We start from the raw sequence: 11,942 nt of genomic DNA, 5'->3' as shown, positions 1-11,942 counted from the left end.
ACTGATACTACCCAACTTTTATTATCTGAACAGTTAACTATAATCGCTGCACTTTATCAAAAACAGCGAGCAGACAATGCGTTCGACATTCGACAGAATCAGGCACACCATTGGTTTTGAAGCCATCGGCTTGCTAATGATGATCCCTCTACTCACTTGGTTATTCGGTGTCGAGTTGGCCCAAGCCGGTGGAATTAGCATTGTGTTGTCCTTGCTGGCCACGGGTTGGAACTTTGTATTCAACTACGGTTTTGATCGCATGATGCTCAAGCGCTGGGGTCATACCAACAAGTCGCAAAAACTGCGCGTTTTGCATGCCTGTAGCTTTGAAGGTGGACTGATTGTTATCAGTATCCCGCTGATTGCTTGGTATCTTGGCGTGGGCTTTTGGCAGGCACTGCTGATGGATATGAGCTTTGTGGTGTTCTACTTGTTCTACACCTATTTCTACAATCTGGCCTACGATAAAATCTTTCCGATTCCACAGCCAAGCCCGAGCGCCGGTTAGCGCTCGGACTCAAACCTCGGCCTAGCCTTTGGCTTGCCAAACCGTCTGTGCGTTGCAGAACGAGCGCGCGCCATCGGCCCATAGTTCGCGCCCATAACCACTGTCCTTAGTGCCACCAAACGGCCAACGCGGGTCGCTTTTTACAAAGCCATTGATAAACACAGCACCGGTCTGCAGCTCGCTGGCAAGCGCCCAAGCGCGTTCGCGGTCCTGACTCCAAAGGCTAGCACCTAGGCCAAACCGCGGTCCATTGGCAATCGCTATTGCCTGTTGGGCATTTTCTGCTTTGATAAGACTGGCCACAGGGCCAAACATCTCTTCTTTGCCGGCTTCCATATCGCTGGTTACCTGCTCTAGTAAACAGGGAGCAAACCCTGCGTAAGTGCCATCGATGCTGCCACCGGGAATGGTCATGACAGCGCCTTGGGCCAAGCTTTTTTGCAGTTGTTGCTGCAGTCCATCGCGCAAATCTGCGCGAGCCATTGGCGCGAGATTGGTCTCGGCTAGAGTGGGATCGCCATAGTGCAGCGCTTCAATGCGTGCCACCAAGCGGTCGCGAAACTCATCGTAAACCTGCGCATCCACAATGAAGCGCTTGGCCGCAATACAGGTTTGTCCGGCGTTCATAAATCGCGAGATCATTGCCGCGTTTACTGCGCCCTCAAGATCCGCATCGTCCAATACCACCAGAGGATCACAGCCCCCCAGCTCCAGTACCGAAGGCTTGAGGTACTTGCCCGCCAGCGCACCCACAGCACGACCTGCGCGCTCAGACCCTGTGATAGTCACACCGGCAATGCGGCTATCGCCAATCACACGCTCGACTTGATCCACATCGATAAACAGGTTTTGCATCAGATGCTCAGGCGCATTGGCCTCGCGCATTAATTCTTCAATAGCAATTGCGCTGGCCGCCACGTTAGGCGCGTGCTTTAACAGCACAGTGTTACCTGCTAACAGGCTTGGCGCCAAAAAGCGGAATACCTGCCACAGTGGGAAGTTCCAAGGCATGATGGCAAACACTATACCTTTGGGGAGATAGCGCACTTCCGCTCGGTCTTGGTCGGCAGAGAGCGCCTGGCTTTGTACCAACGCAACCCCTTCCCTGGCGTAGTAGCGACAAACGCTGGCGCACTTTTGCACTTCGGCCAAAGCTTCTGAGGTCAGTTTTCCCATTTCTCGCGTCATGGTGTCGGCTAAAGTGGGCGCCTTGGCTTCTAGACAGTCAGCCAGTCGCAGTAACAAATCCACCCGTGTCTGTAACTCGCTGTTTCGCCAAGATAACCAGGCTTGATGTGCCTGAGAGAGCTTATTTTGTAGGGCTTGCGCCTCATCTGCGGCAAATTCATTTTCGGTCTCACCCGTGTATGGGTTAAGGGTGTAAAACAGCGACATTCGATCACTCCCGACGACATGTTAATAAAAAGTTTCTTGCACTATCGTACAATAATTGCTATCAAATAAACATTACTTATTGAACCAAATTTAAGGACCAAAGATGAAGTTTCCAGTACAAGGTCGTCAGAAGCAGGAATTGCTACAACAACTCAGCGCCACTAAGCAATTTGACGTGCCCTGGTCCGAAGGCAAGGTATTTGCCTACGTATACGACGCTGGCGAAGAAGCCATGGACCTACTTGAGCAAGCCTTTACCATGTACATGACCGAGAACGGTCTGGATCCCACTTCGTTCCCAAGTTGTATGCAGCTGGAAAAAGAAGTGATTGGTATGGCGATGGACCTGGTTAACGCCAGCGAAAATGGCTCGGGCACCTTCACCTCTGGTGGCACCGAGAGTATTCTGCTGTCGCTAAAGACTGCTCGAGACCGAGCTCGCGATCTACAACCGCACATCACTCAGCCAGAAATCGTATTGCCAGTCACCGCTCACGCGGCCTTCTTCAAAGCATGCCAGTACTTTGATTTGATTCCAGTAACCGTTGAGGTGGATGACAACTTTCGCGCCATCCCTGAAAAAATGGACGCTGCCATTACCGACAACACCATTTTGATGGTAGGCAGCGCGCCAAGTTATGGCCACGGCGCCATTGACCCAATCGAAGATTTGGGCCAAATCGCGCTCAAGCACAACATTCTATTCCATGTGGATTGCTGCGTTGGCGGTATGTACCTGCCGTTTGCCAAATCCTTAGGTTATGACATCCCCAACTTCGACATGGGTGTACCAGGTGTCACCCAGCTGTCGATGGATTTCCACAAGTGGGGATACGCCGCTAAGGGCGCCTCATGCATTTTGTATAACGACGCCGATGTGCGCCGCTACCAGATTTTCAGCCACGCCAACTGGACCGGTTATGCAGTGATTAACCCAGGCGTGACGTCTACTAAGAGTGGCGGACCGGTGGCCGCTTGCTGGGCAATCCTTAACTACATGGGTCGCGAGGGCTATGAGCGTCTAGTCGACGCCTCGCAAGCTGCCACCATCAAGCTGCTAAAAGCCGTCGAAGGCATCGATGGACTGGCGGTAATGGGTGACCCGAAAGCCAATCTGATTGCGTTAAAAGCGACTGATTTCAATATCTTCCCATTGGCGGATGAAATGAAAACACGCGGCTGGTACATACAGCCTCAGTTTAGTTTCGAGAACAGCCAGGAGAACTTGCACTTGTCGATTGGCTACCATAACGTGGAGCAAATGGACGCCTTTATTGCCGACTTGACCGAGATGGTGGCCGCTTTGCGCAGCGCACAACACGCTGAGGCTAAGCAGCAAGCGCTGGACCCACAAATCAAAGCCATGCTGGAAAACGCGACCCCTCAGGATCTTGGCAAAATTAGCGCCATGCTAGGCATTGACCCAAGCAATCCACCGGAGCGCATGGAAGACATTAACGCCTTGCTCAATGGTATCTCAGCCGACAGTCGCGAAGTGCTGTTAGGAGAGTTCATCAACCAAATTTACATGCCTGCCTAACGCTGGCTAAGGATAGCGCCTCATGCAACAGGCCGGAGCCATGACAGCTCACCCCCTAGCCACAGGATATCGCTGGCGCCTAGCCTTAGTGCTAGGCATCAGCCTGTTCATCGGCTACTTGGACCGACTCAACATCAGCTTTGCGATTCCATTGATGGCGCAAGAGTTTGGCTGGAGTAGCGACGAGATCCAAGACTATGGCGGCTGGCTAATGAGCCTGTTTTACGTCGGCTATGGCATTGCCAACATCTTTCTAAGCCCGCTGGCATCTCGCTTTGGTCCTCGAAAAAGCCTGTTGTGTATTGTCGCACTGTGGAGTCTGTTCACCGCCATGGGCGCTTGGGCCAGTCAGTGGCTAATGGTGTTTGCAGCCTCTCGCGTTTTGCTGGGTCTGGCGGAAGGCCCGCACTTCCCAATGATGGCTCAGTTGACCAAGAACTGGTTCCCGCTGAACGAACGCTCGCGCGCCAACAGTTTGTGGATCAGCGGGCTGTTTTTAGCCATGCTGGCAGCGCCCTTTATCATGGTTCCCATGATGGAGACTTTTGGTTGGCGCGCAGGCTTTTACATTCTTGCGGCCGCGGGCTTGTTGATTACCTGGCCGCTGATATGGATTTGGGTCAAAGACAAACCTCAGCAAGTGGCCAATCTTCACCCTGATGAATTGGCGCATATCGAAGCCGGTGCAACTGAAACGACGTCAGACACTCCCTCGCTTCGCTGGCATCAACTGCTGCGCAACAAAAGCTATTTGGCGATATTGTTCGCCGGCATGATGAATAACGTAGTGGCACTGGGTATTGCCAGTTGGCTACCGACTTTCTTTACCGAGAAAAAAGGCATTCCCTACGAAGAGCTCACCTGGCTGGTACCCTTGCCTTTCGTCTTTAGCCTGATTGGCTTGGTGTTCTGGTCGCAAATCGGCGATCGCCTAAATCGCCGCGCGATAGTGGCCGCCACTGGTTTTATCGGCGCCAGTGTAGCTATATTTATTGCGCTTGAAGCTCAAAGCTTGTGGCTCACTGTGGTGGGCTTTAGCGCTGCGACTTTCTGTATTTCGGCCTTCCCTACTGCCGAGTTTGCACTAGTTCAGAAAATTCTGCCTGGGGATTCGATTGCTTCTGGCGTGGGGCTATATAACGGTCTGTCCACCATGATTGGCGGCGGGCTCGGCCCAGTACTCGTCGCACCGATTATTGGCGACGGCAGCGGCACTTGGATAGTGTCTGTGGTAGCAATTGCCAACGGTTTGTTACTGCTGACTTTGTACCGACGTCTGCGCTACTAATCCCGCAACTGTTAGTTCTTCCATTTAGCGTCGGGTGCCTAATCTAGGCACCCACTATTTTGTGCAAGCCCTAAGCGCACCCGCCAACGCCAGCTTACGCCGGCGCTTTGCTGCGATACATGGCCGCAATCTGCTCGCGATAGTTTTGGTTAATCACACGACGCTTGAGCTTCATGGTAGGAGTGAGTTCGCCCAACTCGGCGGAAAACTCTCTGGCCAACAGTCGATATTGCTTCACCCGCTCATAGGGCGCTAGGTGCTGCTGACACTCAGCGATACGCTCCGCCAGTAGAGCTTTAATGCGGTCGTGATCTAGCAGCTGTGCCAATGACTCAAAGCGAATCTGTTGCGCTTTGGCATACTCTTCTAGCGCCTCAAAACTTGGTACCACCAAAGCGCTGACAAAGTGATGACCGTCGGCAATAATAGCCACTTGCTCAATGAAGTGATCTTGAGAGATAGCACCCTCCACCCGTTGTGGGGCCACATATTTGCCGTTAGAGGTTTTCATTAATTCTTTGATGCGCTCTACAATCACCAACTCACCAGCCTCGTTGATTTCACCGGCATCTCCGGTCTTAAGCCACTCGCCATCAAACGACTCGTCGGTAGCTTCAGGGCGATTGTAGTAACCGCGCATCACGGTCGCGCCTTTTACCTGGATTTCATTGTCCGCCCCTAGACGTATTTCTAGTCCGGGCAGTGGCTTACCACAACTGCCAAAGTCTTTTAACGGTTGTGCAAAGGCGGCCACGGTTGCGCTGGTTTCGGTCATGCCATAACCGCAAATAACATTCAGCCCAAGGCTGTGGAAAAAGCGCACTACAGTGGCGTCGAGCTTGGCACCACCGCACGGCATAAAGCGAATTCGCCCACCCAGCAGGCCACGCAGTTTACTCAGTACCAGCTTGTCCGCCAGCTTGTGCTGCAATGCCAATCCGGCCGGAAGCGACTTGCTTTGTAGTTGATACTCAAGGGCCTTATCGGCCACTCTAGTGGCCCAACCAAACAGGCGACGTTTAGTGGCGCTGGCAGATTCCAACTTGTGGAACACACCGGCGTGAATTTTCTCAAACAAGCGCGGGACTGAGGCCAGCAAGGTCGGTTTGATTTCACTGAGCGCTTGTACCACCAAGCGCGGGTCATTCAAAAAGGCCACTGTGGCGCCACGGCGCAAGCAGTACAGGGACCAAGCGCGCTCAAATACATGGCTTAATGGTAAAAACGCCAATGACTCGTCGTTTTCGTCCACCGAAATAAAATCGTCGTGAATGGTGAACGAGGCGTGCATGTTGTCGTAATCCAGCATCACACCCTTAGGCTCGCCCGTGGTACCTGAGGTATAAATCAAAGTGAACAGGTCATCGCCTTTAAGCGCGTTTAAGCGGGCCTTGGCCAGTGCTTGTGCGGCATCGCTAGAACCCAGTTTAAGCAGCTGTGCGAAGCCCAATTCGCTTTGGTCATTCGAAGTTACCGTATCCTGGTCCAGACGTATCAGATGGCGGATTTGACCGCTTTCAAGTAGCGCGTGGCCCTGAGCAAACTCTTGTTCGCCAGCCACAATCAAACAATCGATTTCGGCGTCTTTAACGATATGCGCGACCTGATCGTCACTGCTGCCTGGATAAATGGGTACTGTCACTGCGCCAATGCTCATTATGCCAATATCGGCACTGATCCAGCGGCCAGAGTTGCCCGCCATGATCCCCACCTTATCTTGGTGAGCGACTTTTAAGGCTAGCAAACCTCGGCTGATTGCCTGAATTTGCTGGTCGAAAGCCTGCCAAGTCATATCCTGCCACTGGCCCTCTAATCGACAACGCAACGCAGTTTGTTCTCCGCGGTTGGCGATGGCATGACGTAACTGAATCAGAATGTGCGCGCTGGACACTGGCTTTCTCCTAACTGGGTGAGCAGCACTTTTCTCAGCACTGCATAAAGGCACTTGGACACTGTTTTATCTCTAGAGTGTAGCCTTGATTAGCGCACACTTGAGAAAAACGAAGCTGAGCGTACAGTTGTGCGCTTATATTTTCAAGTAAATACTCTAACCTCAATAGTCAAGGGCGCTTGCGGTCACACTTATTCACTCAAAGGTTTAACAGAGGCAACAAAAAAGCGCTCGATAGAGCGCTTTTATAACACTTGTACGGTGAAGCTACCGGCAAGCCTGAATTGCTTTACCTAGTCGAGTTACGATTTGGTCGATGTCAGCTTTGGTAAGAATAAGCGGTGGTGACATCACGATGAAATCGCCACTAGCACGTACCAGTAGATCTTGCTCGAAGAAGGCGTTTTCAAAGATTCGATAAGCGCGCGTGCCGCCACTGGGCTCAAATTCGACCGCGCCCATTAGGCCTAAGTTGCGAATGTCGACTATGCCATCGTCCAGTTCACGAAGACTGTGCAGCGCGCTTTCCCAATAGCCCTCAAGCTCGCGAGCTCGATCGAACAGGTTTTCGTGTTGGTACAGCTCTAATGTGGCTATCGCCGAGGCCGCCGCCAACGGGTGACCCGAATAGGTGTAGCCGTGAAACAGTTCTATTTGTCCTTCTGGCGCGCCATTGACCATGGTGTCATGAACCTTTTGGTCCACCAGCACAGCGCCCATGGGCACGGTACCACTGGTCAGCCCTTTGGCACAGGTGATCAAATCGGCACGAACATCAAAGCGCTGTGCCGCAAATGGCGCACCAAGGCGACCAAAGCCGGTAATCACTTCATCCAGTATCAGTAAAATGCCGTGGGCATCGCAATGCTCGCGCAAGCGCTGCAGATAACCCTCTGGCGGTACGATAACCCCAGCACTGCCTTGCACTGGCTCGACGATAACCGCGGCAATGGTATCAGCGCCGTGCAGACCAATCAGCTCAATCAAATGGTCAGCCTTGTCGGCTCCCTCATTCGACTGCCCCTTGGTAAAGGCCAGCTTGGGGTCTTTTAGCGAAGGTAAGTGATCCACACCACTTAAGCCATGACCGAACTGACGACGGTTGTTGACCAGCCCACCAACACTAATGCCGCCAAAACCAACGCCGTGATAACCACCGTGGCGACCGATGAAACGGGTGCGTTGCGGCTGGCCGTTGACAGCGTGATAGGCCAGTGCGATCTTCATCGCAGAGTCCACCGCCTCCGAGCCAGAATTGGCGAAAAAGGCATGAGTTAAATTGTCTGGTGCCATGTCTACCAGACGCTTGGCCGCCTCAAACGCCAGCGGGTGACCCATTTGGAAGCTAGGCGCGTAATCGAGCGTGTCCGCTTGCGACTGAATGGCCTGAGTAATGGCACTGCGATTGTGGCCGGCATTGCAACACCACAGGCCGGCGGTACCGTCGAGTACAGCGCGACCACTTTGGTCGTAGTAATGCATGTCTTTGGCGCGTTCCAATAGTCGCGGCTGCGACTTGTACTGACGATTGGCGGTAAAAGGCATCCAATAAGGACTTAATTCTGGGGTTTGCACAGGCGACTCCGGTTAAACACTTGTTGCAATATAATTGTACTTTTGTCCAATTTATGCAATAACCAATATAGGATTTTTTTGAACGAGGGATTCACAATGAGAAAAACCGGAGCCGCCTTGGTACGACACGCTTTAGAGCAAATTGGGGTGCGTCACACCTTTGGCATTCCAGGGGTTCACAACACGGAAATCTATGATGAGCTCAATCGTTCAGAATCCATATCTCCACATTTAGTGACCCACGAAGAAGGTGCCAGCTTTGCCGCGGATGCTATCAGTCGTACCACGGATTCGATTGGCACTGTGTTGTTGGTTCCGGCGGCCGGTTTGACTCACGCCGCCTCGGGGATTGCCGAAGCCCATTTGGACGGGGTTCCCATGCTGATCATTACCGGCGGGGTGCGCACTGACACTGGCAATCACTATCAGCTGCACGACATGGACCAACACGCCATGATGGCGCCGATCACCAAGGCCTGCTTCAAGCCCACTGAGTATCAAGACATCATTCCTTCCATCTACCAAGCTTACGACATAGCCGTCGGTGGCGAGCCTGGCCCGGTTTACGTAGAAATCCCGGTCAATTTGCAACTGTTGGCGGGCGAAGTGGATGCCATGCCTGACTATCAGCCACCAGCCGTTACTCCAATTGAGATTGATGCCCAAATCAGTGCTGCGGTGGAGCTGCTTAAGAACGCTAAGAACCCAGGCATCTTTGTGGGCTGGGGCGCACAAGGCGCAGGCGAATGGGTGGCTAAAATTGCCGAGCATGTAGGCGCGCCAATTTCCACCACTTTGCAAGGTTTGTCGGCCCTTGATAGCCGCCATCCGTTGCACACGGGTATGAGCTTTGGTCGCTCGTCGGTACCCGCCGCAGAAAACGCCTTTGCTGAGTGCGATTGCATGCTGGCCATCGCCACTCGCTTTTCCGAAATCCCAACCGGCAGCTTTGGCGTTGAGGTCACAGAGAATCTGATTCATCTGGATATTAATCCAGAGGTATTTAGCAAAAACTATCCCGCCAAAGTTAAGTTAGAGGGCGATGCTAAACAAATTCTGCCACGCCTGTACGATGCGCTAGCCAGTGCAATGCCGCAGCCTGTCGATAGCAGTGCCATCAAGGCTAAGATTGCTGCCGACAAGGCGGCCTATGTGGAAGAATGGAAAGCCCATGATAGCGGTGAGCGGGTCAACCCAATTCACTTCTACCAGGCCCTGCGCAAGGGCATCGATGACGATGCTCTGGTGGTTTGCGACGATGGTAACCACACCTTCTTAACCGCTGAGCTAATGCCGATTCACTGCGAAGGCGGCTTTATCTCGCCTACCGATTTTAACGCCATGGGCTACTGCATTCCGGCGGTTACCGGTGCCAAGCTGGCCAACCCAGAACGCACCGTGTTGGGCATTGTTGGCGATGGTGCCGCAGCCATGACAGGTATGGAAGCACTGACTGCCAGTCACAATCAGCTCGGGGTGGTCTATTACGTGTTTAACGACGGTGAGCTGTCGCAAATCAGTCAAGCTCAGCAAGTCCCCTACAACCGCAAAACCTGCACCGTTTTACCAAGTGTTAACTGGCAGGGTCTGGCGATGGCCACTAACTGCGAATACTTGCTGCTCGATAGCAACCAAAATTGCGACGCCATTATCGCCCAGGCCAACGAGTTGGCTGCGAAAAACCGTCCTGTGTTTGTCGACGTTCGCATCGATTATTCAAAGGCCACCCGCTTCACCTCGGGTGCGGTAAAAACCAACTTTAAGCGCTTTGATTTGCGTACCAAGGTGCGCTTTATGTCGCGCGCGCTTTGGCGTCGATTGAGCAATTCGGAGCAAGACTAAATGTCGCGCACCCTGCTGGTCAGCCGCCATGTGCTAGAAGGCCTGCCAGCGGGGTTTGTTTACCGAGAGCGTTCGATGCACGCCAAGGATACTGGCTGGCGGGTGTTCTCGGGAGACGAGAGTGGCGAGTATCTGGCGGATCCCGCCAACATAGTAGAAATGCCATTGGCCGAGTTGACGGCCAATTATCAAGAGCTAACCAACTTGTTCGACGCCCCGCTCGGCCGGGTTTACGAACGCGACGAGTCCGGCTGGCAAGTCCTTTCACAACAGGGAGAGTAACCCCAATGCAGTTAACGCCCGAACAAGAGGCGATATTGGCGGGAAGCGAAGGCAACGCCATGGCCAAGTGTCTGCAGACACTGGTGGAATACGGCAAAGCCTTTGACGCCAAGCGCTTGGTACCCATTAAAAGCGCCCATCTGACAGGCAGCTTTAAGATTTTCTTTTACACCGCCTACTATCAAATCATCAAGCAATTGGTGGACGAAGGGGTCAAGGTCAAGGTGCCAACCACCCTAAACCCGCGACCTGGCTACGAATACACGCCGCAAAACCGTTTAGTGTTTCGCGGACAGCAGTGGCACGAACAGCAGCTAGAAGCCTTGGGTATCATTCCCAACTACTCCTGCGTTTGTTATCGCCACCACAATATACCCGAGTTTGGCGATGTGCTGGGCTGGGCAGAAAGCTCGGCGATTATTTACGCCAACTCGGTGCTTGGGGCGCGAACCAATCGCAACTCCATCATGGTGGACATCTGCCAGGCAGTCACCGGTTTAACCCCAGAGTTCGGCTTCTTGCTCGATGAAAATCGACGTGGCCAGTTGCGCATTCACTTGGACATTCAACAAATGGATGCCCCAGCATTAGGCTTCTTGGTGGGCAAGTTGGCGGTGGACCGAGTGCCTGTACTGGATAATTACGACTTTACCCCTGACCAGCTTAAAAACATGGGCGCGGCAATGGCCAGCTCAGGCTCGGTGACTCTATTCCACGTATTGGGTGTTACTCCAGAAGCCCCGGACGAAGCCACAGTATTTGGCAATCAGGCGCCTGAGGAAACCATTACTATCACTCAGGCCATGTTGGACGAGCTCAGAACCAGTCATGCGGTGGCTAAAGATGCCAAAGTGGTGGCCTTTGGCTGTCCACAAATGACGCTGGATGAAGTGCTAGAACTCGCACCGTATTTCGCTGGCCAAAAGGTGAAGAAGCGCACCTTGTTCCACCTGATCCCCGCGGCTTACGACGAGCTGGAGCAACGTCCAGAAATGGCGCAGTTGAAAGAGGCTGGAGTCGAGATTCTACAACACTGCCCGTTGGCTGGGCTGTCTCTACGGATTGGCCTAGGTCGTAAGGAAGTGCTTACCCCTTCAGGTAAACTTTACTACTACCTAGAAGGCACTCGTTACGGTAATCTCGAAGACGTTTTACGCATTTGCGGTGTATTGGAGGACGCAGCATGACCCAACTTCAAGGCAAAGTAGTGGTCGCCGGTGAAGCCAGCGGTGAGGCATTAGTCACTCAACAGCCGATCAACTTCACCGCTAGCATGTGCAAAGTACCTAATATGCTGCCGAGCAAGCGCGCTGAAGTGCGCGATGCCCACCACGAACTGTTCACGCAAAACATCGCCGATAAAGTGTTGGTGTTTCCCAGCTGTATTGGCTCGACCCACACGGGTCTGGTGCTGCTTGATTTGGTCGCTATGGACAGGGGACCCGCTGCTTTAGTGGTGCAAAGTAATGACTCTTTGCTGGTGTCTGGCGTAGTGCTGTCTCAGGTGTGGTTTGAGAAGAGCATTCCCATCATTGAGTATTCAGGAGATGACCTGTTTGAGGTGATCAACAACGGTGCTCAAGTCACGGTCAAATCCGACGGACAGCTGCTCATCGCTTGA

10 protein-coding genes are annotated in these 11,942 nt (G+C 53.0%); 7 read left to right on the top strand and 3 right to left on the bottom strand.

Annotated features, from left to right (window positions below; all coding sequences use genetic code 11):
• Nucleotides 1–76 precede the first annotated feature (76 nt).
• Entirely contained in the window at nucleotides 77–508 is a 432-nt protein-coding gene (locus CLC93_RS16570; RefSeq protein ID WP_095507106.1) for a PACE efflux transporter, read from the top strand.
• 21 nt (nucleotides 509–529) lie between these two features.
• Here CLC93_RS16570 and CLC93_RS16565 read toward each other — a convergent pair whose 3' ends face one another.
• Entirely contained in the window at nucleotides 530–1,903 is a 1,374-nt protein-coding gene (locus CLC93_RS16565) for an NAD-dependent succinate-semialdehyde dehydrogenase (RefSeq protein ID WP_095507105.1), read from the bottom strand.
• Between the two features lie 103 nt (nucleotides 1,904–2,006).
• Here CLC93_RS16565 and CLC93_RS16560 point away from each other — a divergent pair, with 103 nt between their 5' ends.
• Nucleotides 2,007–3,443, top strand: a complete 1,437-nt coding sequence (locus CLC93_RS16560; protein ID WP_095507104.1) for a pyridoxal phosphate-dependent decarboxylase family protein — start codon at nucleotides 2,007–2,009, stop codon at nucleotides 3,441–3,443.
• 22 nt (nucleotides 3,444–3,465) lie between these two features.
• Nucleotides 3,466–4,731 carry an MFS transporter gene (locus tag CLC93_RS16555; protein WP_095507103.1) on the top strand — a complete coding sequence of 422 codons (1,266 nt, stop codon included), beginning with the start codon at nucleotides 3,466–3,468 and terminating at the stop codon, nucleotides 4,729–4,731.
• 94 nt (nucleotides 4,732–4,825) lie between these two features.
• On the opposite strand, the gene CLC93_RS16550 is transcribed toward CLC93_RS16555, so the two are convergent.
• Together CLC93_RS16550 and aptA are read right to left on the bottom strand one after the other, a co-directional pair.
• Entirely contained in the window at nucleotides 4,826–6,622 is a 1,797-nt protein-coding gene (locus tag CLC93_RS16550) for an AMP-dependent synthetase/ligase (RefSeq protein ID WP_245837186.1), read from the bottom strand.
• Between the two features lie 267 nt (nucleotides 6,623–6,889).
• Nucleotides 6,890–8,197 (bottom strand): PLP-dependent aminotransferase family protein, encoded by a 1,308-nt coding sequence (gene aptA / locus CLC93_RS16545; protein WP_483874415.1) that lies wholly within the window; start codon nucleotides 8,195–8,197, stop codon nucleotides 6,890–6,892.
• Between the two features lie 96 nt (nucleotides 8,198–8,293).
• Here aptA and CLC93_RS16540 point away from each other — a divergent pair, with 96 nt between their 5' ends.
• From CLC93_RS16540 to CLC93_RS16525, 4 genes are read left to right on the top strand one after another with little or no spacing between them, the layout of a single operon-like run.
• Entirely contained in the window at nucleotides 8,294–10,039 is a 1,746-nt protein-coding gene (locus CLC93_RS16540) for a thiamine pyrophosphate-binding protein (protein ID WP_095507102.1), read from the top strand.
• A complete protein-coding gene (locus CLC93_RS16535; protein WP_095507101.1) occupies nucleotides 10,040–10,321 on the top strand; it encodes an immunity protein Imm33 domain-containing protein in 282 nt (93 codons plus the stop codon).
• 5 nt (nucleotides 10,322–10,326) lie between these two features.
• Nucleotides 10,327–11,508 carry an aconitase X catalytic domain-containing protein gene (locus CLC93_RS16530; protein WP_095507100.1) on the top strand — a complete coding sequence of 394 codons (1,182 nt, stop codon included), beginning with the start codon at nucleotides 10,327–10,329 and terminating at the stop codon, nucleotides 11,506–11,508.
• Nucleotides 11,505–11,942, top strand: a complete 438-nt coding sequence (locus CLC93_RS16525; protein WP_095507099.1) for an aconitase X swivel domain-containing protein — start codon at nucleotides 11,505–11,507, stop codon at nucleotides 11,940–11,942. The genes CLC93_RS16530 and CLC93_RS16525 overlap by 4 nt, the downstream gene beginning before the upstream one ends.

It is taken from the genome of Paraferrimonas sedimenticola, assembly GCF_002282855.1.
In the GTDB taxonomy this organism is placed as follows: domain Bacteria; phylum Pseudomonadota; class Gammaproteobacteria; order Enterobacterales; family Shewanellaceae; genus Paraferrimonas; species Paraferrimonas sedimenticola.
Note: the sequence above shows the minus strand (reverse complement) of the source record. Positions and strands in the feature narration are given on the sequence as shown.